This is a genomic window from Bacillus sp. CIS52, from assembly GCF_053545315.1.
The window spans coordinates 1,295,607-1,312,473 of sequence record NZ_JBIUFR010000001.1 but is presented as its reverse complement, the minus strand read 5'-3'; the positions used below and the strand labels follow the sequence as shown (position 1 = coordinate 1,312,473).

Below are 16,867 nucleotides of genomic sequence, written 5' to 3'. Positions count from 1 at the left end.
TCACCCCTTTCCAAGCTTTTTTAATGATTCCCTCAGCTCCCGGCACGTGGCCTGCTGCGGAAGGCTGCTCACAAACTCATTTTTTTCCGCCGCGAAAAGCTGATAATGAATGGATTGATCGGTAATATAATTGATATCAAGCTCCTCAGAAATCGGGTGAAACGGATAAAAATGATTCACCCTCCAGAAGAAACGGGCATCACCGATGCGGTAAAACGCGGGGCTTTCATCCCAATAGGAACCGAATGCCGATTTGACCTGTTCCAACACGGAAAACCGATGCATGACTGAGCAATGGTCAATGGCACACGGCGCATTCCATACGATCCGGTCGGCGGGCCTGGCCGTTTCCTTCACCGTCTCCTTCTGCTGATTCAGATGATAGGTTTTGGAACTTGAATACACAACGGCTTTTTCCGGGTCGGCATCAAGCTCTTTCACCATTTTCTCAAGCCGGTCCGGCACATATGTGTTGTCATCGGTCGCATACGTCACGTACTCGCCCTCCGCCATTTCTATTGCCTGATTAATCAAGGCGGCGTAGCGTGTTTTTTCCGTCCTTTCTTTGACGTCCGATACATCGCTTTGATAAAACCGGACGCGGCGATCGGTGAGAAAAGGGCGTATTTCCGCCAATGTCGCTTCGTTTGAGTTGTCATCCATAATAAAAAGCTCAAAGTCTGTAAACGTCTGGGACAGAATACTTTTAATAGAGCGGGCCACATAGTCACTTTTGTTATAGCTCGTCATGATCACTGACACTTTAGGCAACTCGTCACCCCCTTTACGTACCTGAAACTACCGCTATCATATGTTTCTTATGTCAAAGATGCGCTAGGATTACAGACTATTGTGTGAAAAGTCAGCTTTTCTTCACACAAAAAAGCCGGCTTTGATGGCCGGACTAAAGGAAGCGTGTTTCTTTTTTTGCATAAATCTTTCTATGGGCTCATATGGTGGAATAGATAAAAACGGCAGCCGATTTAAGGCTGTCTGATACTTGTCAGGAGGTTCCAGCACCAAGAGGTTTTCATCAAAGGAGGAACAATATGAAACCGAAAAAGAATCAATATCAGCAAATGCAGGGGATGGGGATGGGAATGGATATGCAGGGATACCAGCCGCAGCTCGGGCCTAATCCTTATCCGCAGCCTCAGGGCCAAGGATCACAGATGATGCCGATGCAGCAGCAAATGCCAATGCCGATGCAGCAAAGCCAGCAGGGCTTCGGCGGAGGGTTCTCCGGCCAGCCGCAGCAGCAGGGCGGCGGGTTTCAAATCCCGTCGGGTCCATCATCATCACAAAGCGTTCCCGGCATGCTGCCGATTGAAGAATCATACATTGAAAATATTCTGCGGTTGAACCGGGGCAAAACAGCGACGATTTATATGACATTTGAAAACAGCAAAGAATGGAATTCAAAGATTTTCCGCGGTGTGATTGAGGCGGCGGGGCGTGACCATATCATTATCAGCGACCCGAAAACGGGCACCCGCTATCTGCTTTTGACCATTTACCTTGATTACATCACGTTTGATGAAGAAATTGCTTATACTTATCCGTTCTCCATGTCTTCCTATTCTCCGAGATAAAGCAAAAAGCCAATCGCTCACTTGGCAGAGGATTGGCTTTTTTTCTTTATAAATATTTGACGGCTGCGACGATAATCATAATCCATGAAATAATAAACGCCACGCCGCCGAGCGGTGTAATCGCTCCGAGAATGGAAATCTGAGTCACGCTCAATACGTACAGGCTTCCTGAAAACAGAACGATGCCCGCGAACATCAGCCAGCCTGCAACCGACACGCTGCCTGCGCCGGAGAGCTTCTCGGCCAAAAAGGCGACAGCCAGAAGGCCGAGCGCGTGATACATATGATATTGCACGCCTGTGTGCCATACCTGCAGATATTTATCGGGGATTTTCCCTTCAAGCCCGTGTGCGCCGAAAGCGCCCAGCGCCACTGCCAATAAGGCGTTAATCGCGCCCAGAATAATAAACACTTTCATCTATTTTCTCCCGCCTTTTCGTTAAAGTTTCCATTTCAATCATAACCCAACATCGGCAAAATTCAACGTCCGTCCTCCGATGACACGAGATTGTCGGATTTTTTCCTTTTGATAAGCTGGGTTCGGTCAATCGCGATCGCCAGCAGCGTCCCCAGCACAAGGCCGTTGCTTAAGAGCGAAATCAGGATCGGGTGCATCCCTGATAATGCGCTCTCCGGAACAAACATCACCCCGACTCCCGTCAGAAGCGCCAGACCGATGATGGAACGGATTCGTTTTTGCTCCGCTTTCTCATAAGAATCAAACTCTGTAAAGGCAAGACCCGCCATTGTTGAGAAAACGACGAAGTTTACCGCAAAGCCGACCGGTGAGGGCAGACTCGCAAACGCATTCATAAATAATGGGATCATACTGATGATGATGACAAATACACTGCCCAAAAGAAACGGCTTTTTCGAAGGAAGCTTCGTCGTCTCAATAAAACCGGCCGCCCCTGAGATCGGCACAGGCGCAATGCCTCCCGAAAGTCCGCTTAGAAGGTGGCTGATCGAGGCCGCAAACCCGGCCGGCCGCTCACGCCGCTTCCCCACGGTGCCGCCGAATTTTTTCACAGCCGATTCAACAACTCTGATGCTCGCGAGCATATTGACAATCAAAAGCACTGTAATGAAGAGTGACGTAATGATCAGACCGCTGTCGAACGCAGGTTTTCCAAACGGAAAGAGTGTCGGAAGCTGAATCATGCGGTCCGGTATTTGAATCGGTCTGGCAGCGCCGAAGACGGCAAACAAGATCCATCCGCCGGCAAGCGAAAGAAGAATCGCATACTGCCTTAAAAAAGTAACATTTGATCGGGACATGATGAACATCGCAGCCGTCACAACCATGGCGAGCCCGAAGACAAGACCGTCGACGCTGTTTTTTAAATAGCCGATGCCCAAAAGGCCTTTCACAATCGGCTGACTCAGCTGCATGACCAAAAGCAGCAGATACACGCCCGTCACTACCGGTGTAAACAATACGGCCAGCCGTTCGATCACTTTAAAAAGGCTGAACAAAAAGAAAAAGACAGCGCTTAATAACAGCGCCCCCTGCAGCGCCCGCAGCGTCTCGCCGAATGTCGCAAACACCGTGCCCGTCAATCCGCCGTAAATCGTGTATACGCCCCACCATAAGCCTGCCGGACTTTCATTAATCGGCAGACGATGGCCTTGAAGACATTGGATGACCGCAGCGACGCCAAGCACAAAAAATGTGCTCTGAATCAATACGGCAGAATCAGCATGGTTCAAGTGAAATGATTGTGCGATGGCGACAGGAACCACAATTGCAGCCGCAATCATGAATGCCGTCCATTGCAACCCCCCGAGTATCAGTTTCAAATCAATCAACCTCTCCTGTTAAAAATCGAAAATGGAATCTCCGTTTCCGTCTTCCTCACGTTCGTCTTTCGCTTTTTTCTGATATTGGCTCAGCCCGGCGCTGCCCATCATTTTTTCAAGCAGAAGCGGGTCTGTCGAAGGTGACGCGGAAGGCTTCGGCACCGCTTTCGGAATCGGATTCTGCACAGGCGCCTGAGCGGTATCCGTCTGGGTGCCGAGCACGACGTCACACAAAGAGCGGATGGCGGCCGCGTGCATTTTGACATCCTCGGCGCGGGATGCCGTTTTCGCCTGCCTCAGTTCTTCTTCCATCTTCTGAATCAAAGCAGAGATATGTATGTTCATGAGTAAATCCTCCAACAGTAATTTGTCTTCTTCCTGCATTTTATCAAATTTCTGAACCAATCGCAGAATTGAGTTTGTTATTTTTTCTGACAACATACCGCCCGGAACGTCAAAAAAGACGCTTCCGCCGGGCGGAAGCGCCTCAAAACACCATTTATTGCGGCAAGTCGGGAATGCACCAGTCGATCGGCTGTTCCCCCATTTTTTCAAGGGCGGCGTTTGTCCGGGAAAACGGTCTGCTCCCGAAAAAACCGTTCCTTGCCGAAAACGGGCTCGGATGAGTCGATTCGATAATAATGTGTTTCGATGTGTCAATGCGCTCTTTTTTCATCTGTGCGTGACGCCCCCACAGGATAAAGACGATCGGCTTTTCTCTTTCATTCACCACATCAATGATGCGGTCAGTGAGCCGCTCCCACCCCTTGCCTTTGTGGGAATTGGCCTGACCGCGGCGAACCGTAAGCACTGTGTTTAACAAAAGCACTCCCTGCTCCGCCCAGCTGACAAGTGATCCGTGATTCGGTACGGGGCAGCCGATATCATCCTGAAGCTCTATGAAAATATTTTTCAAAGACGGCGGCTGTCTGACGCCGGGCTGAACGGAAAAACTAAGCCCGTGCGCCTGTCCGGGCCCGTGATACGGATCCTGCCCGAGAATGACCGCTTTTACATCCTCATAGGACGTATAATGCAAGGCATTAAAAATATCATGGCTGTCAGGATACACCGTTTGGCTGCGGTATTCTTGTTTCAGCATCTCTCTCAGCTCTTGATAATACGGTTTGTCGAATTCATCTTTCAGCTGATTCCACCAGCTGTCCTTTAAAAGCTGTTTCAAACTGTCCGTCCCCCTTATGAAGTGTGCAGTCTTGAATAGACGGGCTTTCCGTCCCACACAATGTCCGTCGGCGCCTCCCGCCTCTTCATGTCCGGCTCTTCAAGAAGAACCGCGAAATTTTTCGTCGGGAGCTCCCCAAGCCCGTGCTTTTCGCTTAGCCGGTCTAAGTACTGCTTCCGTTTTGCGCCGAGGTCCGCAGACTGATTGCCGCCTCCCTCAAAAAACGCATATATGACGCTCGCGCAAGGAACACGCTTCACACGGTGCTGTTTCGCAGCGCGTAAATAAAAATCCCAGTCCCAGTAATTATGGACATCCGGATCAAAATATCCTAACGTGTCATGCAGAGAACGCCTGTACATGCTGCCTGACGGGACATACGTGGAAAACACCCGCATATCCTCATAATCGGCCGTATAGGCGAATGGCTTTCGTGAAACCGGAAATCTCGTGTTGTCCCGTTCTTCAAATGACACAATTTCTGCATCAGAATGAACCAAGTCAGCATCAGCGAGCTCAGCCGCCATTCTTTCCAAATGGCCAGGCGTAATGAAATCATCATCATCGCACAGCATGATACAATCACCTGACGCTTTTTTCACACCGGCGTTCCGCGCTTCCACATGTCCGGCATTCTGTTCTAAATCAATAATCTGAATCGGCAGATCGCTGTACAGCTTCTTCGCCTCCTCGACTGATTCCCCGGCATCATTTACGATGATTACTTCATAAGGCTTTACGGTCTGCCTGGAAATCGACTCCAGCAGCTCACATAAAGCCGGAATCCGATTATACGTGACTATGACAATTGATATATTCATGATCCGCTCCTTCTGCTTTTTCTCATGTTCTATTAAAACATAAAGCGGCGGAGAGATCAGGGGGGATTTTTGATTTCAGCCCATTCAGAAACAAATCATGGTCATGCCCGCCAGCAAAACCAGAATGATCAGAAGATCTCCCCAAACAGCGCAAACCGCCTTGGCATTAAGTCTGCCCGCCTCCATGACATTCCAAAGTTTTGATTGATAAACAGGCACCAACACCATCGCATAGCACGTGCACAAACAGACAAAAGCCGGCGGGACAAGCGCGCATCCCTCCTCCTGCCAGTCATGAATCAGTTCCGGTATACTCACCCCGCTGTCAATGTACAAGTATAATACCCCAGCCAGCGGAATGAGAGAACTGATCTGCAGCTCAAAAAGTTTCACTTTCCACTCCCGTGCAAATGAAACAGCCCAAAGCCACCCCAGCGCATAAAATAAGAGAAGGAACAAAATCCCGAAAACAGCAAAAAAAGCGTCTTGCAGCGTGTTCATTACCATAATAAAAAGACTCACAACAGGCAATACGAGAAGCAAGCTGAAAACGGTAAATACGGTAACGGCTATTTGTGCACACGCGCCGTATATCCACGAACCCAGTCTCATTTCATCACTCCTATATAGAAATTCTATGTATATAGTGAAAAAAATCAGGCAAGTCTCTGCCTGCCTGCGTAAAAACCCAATTTTCCGCAAAACGGAAAACAGACCGTCACAATAGCGCATACTGCCGCAAAGCCCGGTGTGACCGCCGAAGGAAACAGCTCCGCCGGAACGAGGTTGAATAAAAAGATGAACATAAAACATAAATTCGGCACCATTGATGCCCATACCGTCCGTTCAGTGAGCTTTTTGCCGCCGAGCCCGAACTCTTTACCAGCCTGGTAGCCGATTTGGAACCAATACAGCACATAACCGATCATGATCAGCCATACTGACACGGAAATCCCTTTCCAAAGCGCGTCAACAGCCGGATGAAGCCTCCACGCGTGCAGCATTGTAATCACTGCTCCCATCACAAAAAGACCGCAGTTGCAGAACAGATGAAAAAGCATGAAAGTCCGAGCGGGTACTGCTGAAGCTTTTTGAAAAGCAGAGATAATTTCAGACGGAGTCCCTACTTCCCGCAAAATAAGCTCCATCGCTTCGCTTTCGGTTTTGCCTTTTTCCAGGTGATCACAAAAGCTATGATGAATATGGCTCTCAAGTTCTTTTAACAATTCACGGCTCCCGGTCTGGCCTTCAAGCCCTTTTTTGATTTCCTGTACATAAAGGTCTTTATCCATTCTGCCCGCCCCGCTTCAGCATACGGTCCATCAGAGCAGAAAACAGACTCCATTCCTTCGTCCGTTCGGCAAGAATATTTCTTCCTTCATCGGTGATCCGGTAATATTTCCGGTCCGGTCCTTTAGTCTGCTTTTCCCAATAAGAAGAGATATAGCTTTGGCGTTCAAGCTTATGAAGCGAAGGATACAGCGTACCTTCCTTCAATTGCAGTTCATTCCCGCTCCTTCTCTCCATTTCTTTCACAAGTTCATACCCGTACATCGGCCGTTCATTCAGCAGCGTCAGCACGAGGATGACCGTGCTTCCCTTTACAAGCTCCCTGTTGAACATTTATTTTTTCACCCTTACCTAGTAATCTTATGTAGGTATTGTACGCACATCCCCTGCTGCTGTCAAATCATTCCTCTAAGCCTTTCGTATTGTGATCGGGAGAAAATCTAACTATAATGAGGTATAAAACACTGATGGAGGCCATTGATATGTCAATGCACAAAGCACTTACTATTGCCGGTTCTGATTCCAGCGGCGGCGCGGGAATTCAGGCCGATTTAAAAACATTTCAAGAAAAAAACGTATACGGAATGACGGCTTTGACCGTTATCGTAGCGATGGACCCGGAAAACAGCTGGGATCATCAAGTATTTCCGATCGATGCCGGCACGATCCGCGCACAGCTTGCGACGATCGTTGACGGAATCGGCGTAGACGCCATGAAAACAGGCATGCTTCCTACCGTGGAGATCATTGAGCTTGCGGCGAAAACGATTAAAGAAAAACAGCTGAAAAATGTCGTTATCGATCCGGTCATGGTCTGCAAAGGAGCGAACGAAGTGCTGTATCCGGAGCACGCCGAAGCGCTGCGCACCCAATTGGCCCCGCTGGCAACCGTCATCACGCCAAACCTGTTCGAAGCAAGCCAGCTGAGCGGCATGGATGAATTAAAAACGGTGGAAGACATGAAAGAAGCGGCCAAGAAAATTCACGAACTCGGCGCGAAATATGTATTAATTACAGGCGGAGGCAAGCTGAAACATGAAAAAGCGGTCGACGTGCTGTATGACGGGGAAACCGCGGAAGTATTAGAAAGCGAAATGATTGATACACCTTACACGCACGGAGCCGGATGCACATTCTCCGCCGCCGTTACGGCAGAATTGGCCAAAGGCGCTGAAGTGAAGGAAGCCATCTACGCGGCAAAAGAATTTATCACCGCTGCCATCAAAGAGTCCTTCCCGCTGAACCAATACATCGGTCCGACTAAACATTCGGCGATGCGTCTTAGCGGAAAATAAAATAAATATCCCCCTCATCACCGAGGGGGATTATTTCATTTTTTTCGCGGATGAACGTAAAAACATCTCAATCGATTGCACAAACAGCGCATATTCCTTCATCTGTTCATATGTATGGCTCAGCCGATCACTCCATTCGTTGTGCGGCTCGGCTCTCTTGAGCATGCGTTTCAGCTGAAGCAATACTTCTTTATATTCTTCCCGCTTATCTTCCACTTGCTCTGCGGCTTTGATAAGTAAACATTTCGGCGTCATCTTCTGATTTTTCAAAACTGAGAAAACAACTCCTTTTATTCCTGAAAATAGTAGTCTTTCGTTTGAAGATTAGCACAGATGGCATAGGTTTCACATAAGAAAAAAGAACGATTTTCTACAAAAGTGTCCAAATAGAGGCAGTTATTTCCGTTCTTCCTCTCGATGTAACCGTTACCTCATCATTTCCCGGGAAAGGAAAATATCTGGCGCTGAATACCTCTTCTCCGTCATTTAAAAACAATTCGATGGAGGATGCATCCAAAAAGAGCTGGACGGAACGCACTTCACTGATGGCACAGCTTCTCGTTTCTTTTTCTTCTCCGCTGAAAGCAGTGCGCTCCAGCACGGCAAGCCCCTCTTCCTGATGAAATATAAACCGGGCCGCGCCCCGAATAGAGATTTCAAAACCCGATTCATGAGTCATGTCTTCCAGCAGCACTTCAGCCCGGGACGCCTCTTTCACCGTTAGGGTTTCTGAAGAACGATTCAATTGAAGACGGCGCTTTTGCTCATCCGTGCGGCGTAATTTCATTTCCTGAAGCGGACGCTGTATGATTCTGCCGTTTGACAGTGAAAGCTCTCTCGGCATCGTCAAGCAGTGAACCCAGTGATACGCATGTGTCGGATGTTTGTCCTCCTGCTGATCGGGGACACCCATCCACGCGAACAGAATCCTCCGTCCCTTATCGTCTTCCAGCGTCTGCGCCGCGTAAAAATCAAATCCCCTGTCAAGCTCCGTGAATTCACCGTGCTTAAACTCAAGCGGCTCTGTATCCAGTCTGCCGAGGAAATAGCCCGCCTGATGGCTGTTATGATATTTTATCCCGTCAGCTTCAAGCCCCTGCGGACATACGAGCAGCACGTCGGTTCCGTCCAAAGAAAACAAGTCCGGGCATTCCCACATATAGCCGAATGACCCGAGACCGCCGAAATCCGCCCCCGCAATCGCACCGAGAAACGTCCAATCCGTCAAGTTCTCTGATGTGAACAGCACAGCGCTTCCGGTGAGATTTTCTGTCTGCGCGCCGAGCACCATGTAATACGTCCCGTCCTTCTTCCAAACCTTCGGATCACGGAAATGAGCGGTATAGCCTTCCGGGAGACGCGCAACGACTCCTTTTTTTTCAAACATTTTTCCGTCTTCGGATACAGCGAGGCATTGATATGTTTCACGATTGCCTTCTCCGTCACGGACATTGCCTGTGTACAACAGGCAGAGCCGGCCGTCTTTTTCAATGGCGCTTCCGGAATAACAGCCGTTCTTGTCATACCATTCGCCCGGCGCAAGCGCGATTTCTTCCTCTTTCCACTCAACAAAATCCTTCGTCGTCACATGCGCCCAAAATTTCGCGCCATGCCCCGTATGAAATGGCTGCCATTGAAAAAACAAGTGATACTCGCCGTGCCATTGAATCACGCCGTTCGGATCATTTAAAAGCCCGACCGGCGGCATAATATGATAGTTCTGGCGATACGGATCTGATGCAGCGGTTTCTCGGCGCTTCTTTTTTGCTTCCTCAGCCTGCATGCGCAGCTCTTGATCCAGTGTACTCATTTGGCGGCCTCCTTTTCTTTAGCTCCCATAATGTAAGCGGCAATAAACGCCGTCACAGAGGCGATGCCCATTCCAATCAGATAGTTTATGAGATTTCCTAAACCGAGCGGTGCTGTGATGGCAATCATCGGAATTCCGCTCAGACCGTAGGCATTGGCGGCGACACCGGTCACCACGACATAGGCGCCTCCCAGCGCTCCGCCGATCATTCCCGCGATAAACGGCTTGCGGTATCTTAGGTTCACTCCGAAAATGACGGGCTCGGTTACGCCGAGAAAAGCGGAAAACGCGGCAGGCAGAGCGATTTCTTTCATTTTCACTTTTTTCGTCAGGAAAAATACTGCCAGTCCCGCCGCGCCCTGGGCGACATTCGCCATTGACCAGATCGGAAGGATATAGTTTCTGCCCAAATCAGCGATGAGGCCGGCCTCAATCGCATGAAAGCTGTGATGCACACCGGTAAGCACAATAAGCGGGTAAGCCCCTCCGAAAAGAAGTCCTGCAACAATGCCCGCATGATCATACACATACATCAGCGAGACGGTAATGCCTGATCCGATCGCCCTGCCAAGCGGACCGATTGCGATAAAGGTGATAAATCCGGTCACCATCACCGTGACAAACGGCGTGATCAATAAATCTAAAGCGTGAGGCACGATTTTCCTCGTGCCTTTTTCCACCTTGCTCATAATATAAACGGCTAACAGTACGGGGATGACCGTTCCTTGGTAGCCGAGAAGCGCAATGTGGAAGCCGAAGAGTTCCATAAAATCAGGCGCTGAATCCGCAAGCCCCCACGGATTCAAAAGCGCCGGATGAATCATAATTCCGCCGAGCACCGCCCCGAGATAGGGATTTCCGCCAAATTCCTTTGCAGCGCTGAACCCGATGAATATAGGCAGAAAGAGAAAAGCCGCGCTTGAAAACATGTTGAGAAGAATAAACAGCGGAGATTGTTCAGACACCCAATGAAAGGCCTTCATCATGCCGAGCAGTCCCATTAACAGACCGCTTGCCACGATAGCCGGAATGATGGGAACGAATATGTTAGACAGTGTTTTCGCCAATCTTGCGGCCGGGTTCAGCTTTTTTTTCGCTGCGTCCTGATGGGTCTCGCGATCTTCCCGCTCCAAATCGGCTTCTTTTGAAAAAGCGTCATACACTTTATTCACGAGGCCGGTGCCGAATATAATCTGATATTGTCCCGAGCTGCTGAAAGCTCCTTTTACGCCTTCTATTTCTTCAATGCCGGCCCGGCTGATCTTCTGTTCATCCTGAATGACAAGCCTGAGCCGCGTCGCGCAATGTGTCGCGCTGATGACGTTTGATTCCCCTCCGATATGGTTGATAAGCTGTTTTGCCGTTTTTTGATAATCCAATACGTTTCCCCCTTTCCAAAATCAAAAAAGACCTAAAATTCGCCAACGAAAAAGGTAAGCATGATCCCTTTTTCATGTACGCAAATTTTAGGTCTTGCCTGCATAACCAGTCACAATCCCGCCTGATTCAGTTTTATAATGCGCTATCATTTTATTTCATGACAGCGCTTTCGTCAATATATTTTCAAAAAAAAGTCTGTTTCTCCAAACAGACACGTTATTCCGGGGTTTTTTGAAGACGCTGGACATGCAGCGTAATATAGCCGGCCTCGGATTCCGGCAGTTCCAAATCATATTCATTTTTTAAAAACGCCGCCAGTTCAAGCGCACACCGATAAGCAAACGGATACTTTTTTTGGATGAAATAAAGCATCTCCTCGTCCATGGAGTGAAGAGCTTCATTTGAATCCAACCGGCTGACCGCATACCGCAAGTGCGTGACGAGGCGCTGATAGGAAATACTGTCTTCATCAACCTTCTGTTCAAAAAAGGATTCGATCTTTTCGATCATTTCTTTGATCATGGTTGTATGCTTCATCGCCGAATACATGCTTTTGGCATCCGCCTTGGCAGTGTGGATATGAAGCGCGATATACCCCGCCTCATCGTCAGGCAATGATATACCGAGGGTTCGTTTCACGTGTTCGACCGCCCAACGGCCGATTTCATATTCTTTTTTATAGAGCGCCTTAATTTCATGAAGCAATCGGTTATGCACCTGAAAGCCGTTTTGAATCCTTTCGATCGCAAAGGATAAATGGTCCGCCAGCGCAATGTGGATATGATCGCTCAAAGGCGCCGCAAGCTCTCCCTCCGCATGGCTGATGATATCCTCAGCCGCTTCTATATGCTCTTCGGGAAGCGTTTCTAACACTTGTTTGAACTTTTCATTTTCGTCGTGCACGACAAATATTTTTTCAATTTTATGCTTTTGAATCACATCATTTTTTCTCTTTTGAAAAGCGATTCCGGGACCCATTACGATCTTTTCCCGTCCGTCTTCTTTTATTAACGCCGCATTGTTATTTAATACTTTGTCTATTCTCAAGAGGTTCGCTCCCGTTCATATGTTTAGTGGGATTGTACCCTCTTTTTCATATGATGTAAAGGCACCGGACCTGCGCGCTCCCGTTTCGGCAATTCTTTGCGGATCGGCACCCACCGGTTTTTATCCAGCCTGCCGCAGGCCGATTTCGTCTCATCGATCAGATCCGCCGATCGGACTCGGCTCACAAACGAAAATGCCCCAGCCGTCCGTATCGCTTTCTTATGATAGACAGCTTGGTTCCCGTACACAGCGGCTAATTGATATCTTCCGTTATCCGGCGCCATCCAGTTCATCAGAAAGACCATCCACACCCGTAAAGATACCAGCAAACGTTTCATTGCAAATCATCCCTCCGCTTCTTTTTGACAGACAGCTTGTTCGCAGGCCTGTTTTCTCTCCGCTTTAACGGAAAAGGCGGCCGATCCTTCTCCGCTAAAAACTAGCGGGTCTAGCAACCCTATGACTCTATGATAGACGCGGCCGGGCGAATTGTTTGTCACAATATGAGTGAAAAAACAAACTAGTTTTCAGAAGTTTTGTTGAAAGCTGATGGAAATGACCTGAAAAATGGAGAAGCGATTAAAAAAGTTATACACACTTTATCCCTTGGTTAAGCACAGCTTAAACACAAGTGATATCCACATATCCACAAACACGATCTATATTTTGTATAGGAACATTCGTTCCCAACAATATATATACACAAATTTATTCAGTTATGCACAGGATTCTGTGTATAACTCCCTCCTTATTCACAGACCAATTTCCAGAAATGAGTCCTATGTCACAAGGAATATTTTGAATTTTCGAGAAATATATACTAGATTTCTAATTTAGATAAAGAAAAAGGGGGCAACACGATTGAAAAAAGGAATCATCCGTTATCTTCTTCCGGCTTTTGTCTTATCCTTTACCTTATCCACAAGTTCACAGGCGGCGCCGGCTTCAAAATCTCAGGCACCTGATCTTGAGAAGGCAGAGGTGTTCGGTAACATTGATATGACCACCGGCAAACAAACGACGGTCATCGTGGAGCTGAAGGAAAAGTCACTGGCGGAAGCAAAGGAACTCGGTAAAACACAATCAAAAAGCAAGCTGAAAAGCGAACGCGCAAAAGTAAAAAACAAAGCGCTCAAAACCATTAAACACGGAAAGATCAACAGGGAATATGAGCAAGTGTTTTCCGGTTTCTCCATGAAACTCCCGGCCAATGAAATCCCGAAACTGCTGAGTGATCAGGATGTCAAAGCGGTTTATCCGAATGTCACCTATCATACTGATCAGCTGACAGATAAAGACATCCCCCTTGCTAAAGATGCCGTGTCTCCGCAGATGGATGACAGCGCGCCTTATATCGGGGCAAATGACGCGTGGAAGCTCGGCTATACGGGTAAAGGCGTCAAAGTTGCCATTATTGATACGGGCGTCGAATATAAACACCCTGACTTAAAGAAAAATTTCGGACAATATAAAGGATATGATTTTGTGGATAACGATTACGATCCTGAAGAAACGCCGTCCGGTGATCCAAGAGGCGCGGCGACTGACCACGGAACTCACGTCGCTGGCACAGTAGCCGCAAACGGAACGATTAAAGGCGTCGCGCCTGATGCAACGCTCCTTGCCTACCGTGTGCTCGGTCCCGGCGGAAGCGGAACAACTGAGAACGTCATCGCCGGTATCGAACGCGCCGTACAGGACGGAGCGAATGTCATGAACCTCTCACTCGGCAATTCTGTGAATAACCCGGACTGGGCGACAAGCACGGCGCTTGACTGGGCGATGTCAGAAGGCGTCACGGCCGTTACATCAAACGGAAACAGCGGGCCGAACAATTGGACCGTCGGCTCTCCGGGAACGTCCAGAGAAGCCATCTCCGTCGGAGCGACACAGCTGCCGCTGAATGAATACGCCGTCTCCTTCGGTTCTTATTCCTCAGCGAAAGTGATGGGCTATAACAAAGAAGATGACATAAAAGCACTGAATAAAAAAGAAACAGAGCTCATAGAAGCGGGTATCGGCGAGCAAAAGGATTTTGAAGGCAAAGATCTGAAAGGAAAAGTCGCAGTCGTCAAACGGGGCAGCATCGCCTTTGTGGATAAAGCTGACAACGCCAAAAAAGCGGGCGCGATCGGTATGGTTGTGTATAACAATGCCCCGGGAGAAATTGAAGCCAACGTACCGGGCATGTCCGTGCCGACCATTAAGCTTTCATCAGAAGACGGCGAAAAGCTCGTCAGCCAATTAAAAGCGGGCAGCACAAAAGCGACATTCCATTTATCGGTGGCTAAATCGCTCACTGAACAAATGGCAGACTTCTCGTCTCGCGGTCCTGTTATGGACACATGGATGATTAAACCGGATGTCTCGGCTCCCGGCGTAAACATCGTCAGCACCATTCCGACGCATGATCCGGCCAACCCGTACGGCTACGGATCGAAGCAGGGAACGAGCATGGCCTCCCCACACGTAGCCGGCGCAGCTGCCGTCATCAAGCAGGCCAAACCGAAATGGAGTCCGGAACAAATAAAAGCCGCTCTCATGAATACGGCAGAAACCTTAACGGACGCGGACGGTGATGTATACCCGCATAATGCGCAAGGTGCCGGAAGCATCAGAATCATGAAGGCAATTAAAGCAGACTCCCTTGTCGCCCCGGGAAGTTATTCTTACGGAACGTTTATGAAAGACAAAGGCAACGAAACGAAAAAAGAAACCTTTACGATTGAAAACCAATCGTCCATCAGAAAATCATATCAGCTCGAGTACTCTTTCAACGGCACGGGCATTACAGTTTCGGGCACAGACCGGGTCGTGATCCCTGCTCATCAAACCGGAAAAGTCAATGCGAAGGTAAAGGTCAATGCCAAAAAAGTAAAGGCAGGCACCTATGAGGGAACAGTCACAGTGCGTGAAGGCGGAAAAACAGTCGCGAAAGTGCCGACGCTGCTGATTGTAAAAGAGCCGGACTACCCTCGCGTGACATCAATCGACGTGCAGGACGGCACAACACAGGGAACCTACCAAATTGAAACCTATCTTCCGGCGGGAGCCGAAGAGCTTGCCTTCCTTGTATATGACAGCAATCTTGACTTTGTCGGCCAAGCCGGCATTTACAAAAAACAGGATAAAGGCTATCAATATTTCGACTGGAACGGCAAAGTTAATGGTGACACCGCACTGCCGGCAGGAGAATATTACATGCTGGCCTATGCCGCGAACAAAGGGAAATCAAGCCAGGTGCTGACTGAAAAACCTTTTATCATTGAATAACCAAACAACCCTGCTGAAGCATCAGCAGGGTTTCTTTCTGATCATTCGGCGAAGGCTTCGCGAAGCAGCCGGTACGACTGAAGTCTATCTTCAAAATGATGAGTAATGGTCACAGCCATCACTTCTTCCGTTCCGTATGCTTTACTGAGAGCCAGAATCTGTTCTTTCACTTGCTGCTTTGTTCCGATGATCATTCGATTCCGATTATCGGCAATTCGTCTTTGTTCATACGGTGTATACGTATTGCCGCAGATGGTTTCGTAAGACGGTACGCCGTGAAGCGGAATCCCCTGTTCACCCGCAAGAAGCGTATAATCCATGACGGCCGCGAGTTCCTCCGCTTTCTCTTCAGTGTCCGCGCACAGTACAAATACCGCCACGGCCGTTTTTGGTTCTTTTCCTAATACAGAAGGTTTAAATCGGCGCTTATATTGTGCCGTCGTACTTTCTCCGCCTTCTCCATTAATAAAATGGGCAAACATATAGCCCGCTCCCGTTTCTGCGCTCAGAAGCGCGCTTTCCCCCGAAGAACCGAGAAGCCAGACTTCCGGCGCCGTCTTAATGAGTGGTGATGCCGTCAGATTCGGAAAACGGTGATTTTCGTCGGCAGCATCATGCAAATACATCGCCAGCTCACGAATCTGCTGCGGGTATTGATCAGCATTCCGCTTCCCGCCGTCATTCAGCGCCCATGACGCGATCGGCATTCCGCCCGGCGCCCGTCCCAATCCGAGATCGATTCTGTCCGGCGTCAAACCTTCAAGCACGCGGAAATTCTCCGCCACCTTATATGCGCTGTAATGCGGAAGCATGACACCGCCCGAGCCTACACGGATTCTGTTCGTTTTCGCCGCAATATGACTGATCAGCACTTCAGGGCTTGAACCCGCCAACCGCTCTGAAAAATGATGCTCTGACACCCAAAACCTCTTATATCCGAGTTTCTCCGCCTCCTGCGCGAGCCTCACTGTATCCCGCAGTGCACTCTCTGCAGTACTCCCTTCTGATACAGGAGATTGGTCTAATATACTTAATGAAATCATCACTGTCACCTCCTCAACATCGTACCACTGCTAAGCCGATCATATGAAGTCTGGCGACTTTCTTCGTCATCTTGGTTTGTTATTACGATGATTTAGCTTCCTCGCGACCTCACAAATGCCAAACGGACTGCCTTTATCTTTAACCTCTAGGAATACTGCAATACCACCTGATTGCTTCTTTTGTTTCCATTACAAGCGATATCGGCATGCTGGCTGTGTGTCCGTAGACGAGTGGCCCGGAACTTCAGCCATGTTAACATTTACAAAGAGGGAGATTTTAAGAAATTATCTTAACCTGACATCTTGTTGTCAAGTTTTAATGGATATACTAAA

The 16,867-nt window shown here is 48.7% G+C and carries 18 protein-coding genes; 3 read left to right on the top strand and 15 right to left on the bottom strand.

The genetic code is table 11. The features are described 5' to 3' along the window. Window positions 1–771, bottom strand: coding sequence for a glycosyltransferase family 2 protein (locus tag ACH32G_RS06255; RefSeq protein WP_366971025.1), 771 nt, complete (start codon window positions 769–771; stop codon window positions 1–3). A 278-nt stretch (window positions 772–1,049) separates the two neighbouring features. Between ACH32G_RS06255 and gerQ the strand changes: the two genes are divergently transcribed. After that, entirely contained in the window at window positions 1,050–1,592 is a 543-nt protein-coding gene (gene gerQ, locus ACH32G_RS06250; protein ID WP_060963983.1) for a spore coat protein GerQ, read from the top strand. A gap of 46 nt (window positions 1,593–1,638) precedes the next feature. On the opposite strand, the gene ACH32G_RS06245 is transcribed toward gerQ, so the two are convergent. From ACH32G_RS06245 to ACH32G_RS06210, 8 genes are all read right to left on the bottom strand, one after another. Beyond that, on the bottom strand, window positions 1,639–2,010 hold the full coding sequence (locus ACH32G_RS06245) for a DUF423 domain-containing protein (protein ID WP_003150969.1): 372 nt from the start codon (window positions 2,008–2,010) through the stop codon (window positions 1,639–1,641). Window positions 2,011–2,072: 62 nt separating this feature from the next. Then, window positions 2,073–3,392: a purine/pyrimidine permease gene (locus ACH32G_RS06240; RefSeq protein WP_448814117.1), complete on the bottom strand. Its 1,320-nt coding sequence runs from the start codon at window positions 3,390–3,392 to the stop codon at window positions 2,073–2,075. Between the two features lie 18 nt (window positions 3,393–3,410). Then, complete coding sequence (locus ACH32G_RS06235; RefSeq protein ID WP_029575290.1) at window positions 3,411–3,833, bottom strand: YwdI family protein; 423 nt, start codon at window positions 3,831–3,833, stop codon at window positions 3,411–3,413. Between the two features lie 58 nt (window positions 3,834–3,891). Further along, window positions 3,892–4,575 (bottom strand): uracil-DNA glycosylase, encoded by a 684-nt coding sequence (locus ACH32G_RS06230; protein WP_016937539.1) that lies wholly within the window; start codon window positions 4,573–4,575, stop codon window positions 3,892–3,894. 14 nt (window positions 4,576–4,589) lie between these two features. Beyond that, complete coding sequence (locus tag ACH32G_RS06225; RefSeq protein ID WP_049627609.1) at window positions 4,590–5,396, bottom strand: glycosyltransferase family 2 protein; 807 nt, start codon at window positions 5,394–5,396, stop codon at window positions 4,590–4,592. A gap of 84 nt (window positions 5,397–5,480) precedes the next feature. After that, the gene (locus ACH32G_RS06220; protein WP_198698208.1) at window positions 5,481–6,008 is read right to left on the bottom strand and encodes a hypothetical protein; all 528 of its coding nucleotides are present in this window, start codon (window positions 6,006–6,008) and stop codon (window positions 5,481–5,483) included. 44 nt (window positions 6,009–6,052) lie between these two features. After that, window positions 6,053–6,688 carry a permease prefix domain 1-containing protein gene (locus ACH32G_RS06215; protein WP_448814116.1) on the bottom strand — a complete coding sequence of 212 codons (636 nt, stop codon included), beginning with the start codon at window positions 6,686–6,688 and terminating at the stop codon, window positions 6,053–6,055. Continuing rightward, window positions 6,681–7,019 (bottom strand): PadR family transcriptional regulator, encoded by a 339-nt coding sequence (locus ACH32G_RS06210; protein ID WP_047475920.1) that lies wholly within the window; start codon window positions 7,017–7,019, stop codon window positions 6,681–6,683. Before ACH32G_RS06210 ends, ACH32G_RS06215 begins: the two co-directional genes overlap by 8 nt. Window positions 7,020–7,168: 149 nt before the next feature. Between ACH32G_RS06210 and ACH32G_RS06205 the strand changes: the two genes are divergently transcribed. Beyond that, window positions 7,169–7,981 carry a bifunctional hydroxymethylpyrimidine kinase/phosphomethylpyrimidine kinase gene (locus tag ACH32G_RS06205; RefSeq protein ID WP_045925768.1) on the top strand — a complete coding sequence of 271 codons (813 nt, stop codon included), beginning with the start codon at window positions 7,169–7,171 and terminating at the stop codon, window positions 7,979–7,981. Window positions 7,982–8,011: 30 nt separating this feature from the next. On the opposite strand, the gene ACH32G_RS06200 is transcribed toward ACH32G_RS06205, so the two are convergent. The 5 genes from ACH32G_RS06200 to ACH32G_RS06180 form a co-directional block, all read right to left on the bottom strand. Then, window positions 8,012–8,236, bottom strand: coding sequence for a hypothetical protein (locus ACH32G_RS06200; RefSeq protein WP_045925788.1), 225 nt, complete (start codon window positions 8,234–8,236; stop codon window positions 8,012–8,014). Window positions 8,237–8,351: 115 nt separating this feature from the next. Next, window positions 8,352–9,791 (bottom strand): sucrose-6-phosphate hydrolase, encoded by a 1,440-nt coding sequence (locus tag ACH32G_RS06195; RefSeq protein WP_047475921.1) that lies wholly within the window; start codon window positions 9,789–9,791, stop codon window positions 8,352–8,354. Beyond that, on the bottom strand, window positions 9,788–11,170 hold the full coding sequence (locus ACH32G_RS06190; protein WP_188154305.1) for a sucrose-specific PTS transporter subunit IIBC: 1,383 nt from the start codon (window positions 11,168–11,170) through the stop codon (window positions 9,788–9,790). The genes ACH32G_RS06195 and ACH32G_RS06190 overlap by 4 nt, the downstream gene beginning before the upstream one ends. Before the next feature lie 217 nt (window positions 11,171–11,387). After that, on the bottom strand, window positions 11,388–12,218 hold the full coding sequence (locus ACH32G_RS06185; RefSeq protein ID WP_375004676.1) for a PRD domain-containing protein: 831 nt from the start codon (window positions 12,216–12,218) through the stop codon (window positions 11,388–11,390). Window positions 12,219–12,241: 23 nt separating this feature from the next. After that, window positions 12,242–12,556, bottom strand: a complete 315-nt coding sequence (locus ACH32G_RS06180; RefSeq protein WP_448814115.1) for a hypothetical protein — start codon at window positions 12,554–12,556, stop codon at window positions 12,242–12,244. Between the two features lie 523 nt (window positions 12,557–13,079). Between ACH32G_RS06180 and ACH32G_RS06175 the strand changes: the two genes are divergently transcribed. Continuing rightward, the gene (locus ACH32G_RS06175) at window positions 13,080–15,491 is read left to right on the top strand and encodes a S8 family peptidase (protein WP_448814114.1); all 2,412 of its coding nucleotides are present in this window, start codon (window positions 13,080–13,082) and stop codon (window positions 15,489–15,491) included. A gap of 41 nt (window positions 15,492–15,532) precedes the next feature. On the opposite strand, the gene ACH32G_RS06170 is transcribed toward ACH32G_RS06175, so the two are convergent. Next, entirely contained in the window at window positions 15,533–16,534 is a 1,002-nt protein-coding gene (locus tag ACH32G_RS06170; protein WP_095241160.1) for an LLM class flavin-dependent oxidoreductase, read from the bottom strand. Window positions 16,535–16,867: the final 333 nt, after the last annotated feature.

What these genes read in the sequence shown, in the direction of transcription:
- gerQ (WP_060963983.1), top strand. Translation starts at nt 1,050, where the DNA reads ATGAAACCGAAAAAGAATCAATATCAGCAAATGCAGGGGATGGGGATG.
- ACH32G_RS06245 (WP_003150969.1), bottom strand. Translation starts at nt 2,010, where the DNA reads ATGAAAGTGTTTATTATTCTGGGCGCGATTAACGCCTTATTGGCAGTG.
- ACH32G_RS06235 (WP_029575290.1), bottom strand. Translation starts at nt 3,833, where the DNA reads ATGTTGTCAGAAAAAATAACAAACTCAATTCTGCGATTGGTTCAGAAA.
- ACH32G_RS06225 (WP_049627609.1), bottom strand. Translation starts at nt 5,396, where the DNA reads ATGAATATATCAATTGTCATAGTCACGTATAATCGGATTCCGGCTTTA.
- ACH32G_RS06220 (WP_198698208.1), bottom strand. Translation starts at nt 6,008, where the DNA reads ATGAGACTGGGTTCGTGGATATACGGCGCGTGTGCACAAATAGCCGTT.
- ACH32G_RS06215 (WP_448814116.1), bottom strand. Translation starts at nt 6,688, where the DNA reads ATGGATAAAGACCTTTATGTACAGGAAATCAAAAAAGGGCTTGAAGGC.
- ACH32G_RS06210 (WP_047475920.1), bottom strand. Translation starts at nt 7,019, where the DNA reads ATGTTCAACAGGGAGCTTGTAAAGGGAAGCACGGTCATCCTCGTGCTG.
- ACH32G_RS06205 (WP_045925768.1), top strand. Translation starts at nt 7,169, where the DNA reads ATGTCAATGCACAAAGCACTTACTATTGCCGGTTCTGATTCCAGCGGC.
- ACH32G_RS06200 (WP_045925788.1), bottom strand. Translation starts at nt 8,236, where the DNA reads ATGACGCCGAAATGTTTACTTATCAAAGCCGCAGAGCAAGTGGAAGAT.
- ACH32G_RS06195 (WP_047475921.1), bottom strand. Translation starts at nt 9,791, where the DNA reads ATGAGTACACTGGATCAAGAGCTGCGCATGCAGGCTGAGGAAGCAAAA.
- ACH32G_RS06180 (WP_448814115.1), bottom strand. Translation starts at nt 12,556, where the DNA reads ATGAAACGTTTGCTGGTATCTTTACGGGTGTGGATGGTCTTTCTGATG.
- ACH32G_RS06170 (WP_095241160.1), bottom strand. Translation starts at nt 16,534, where the DNA reads ATGATTTCATTAAGTATATTAGACCAATCTCCTGTATCAGAAGGGAGT.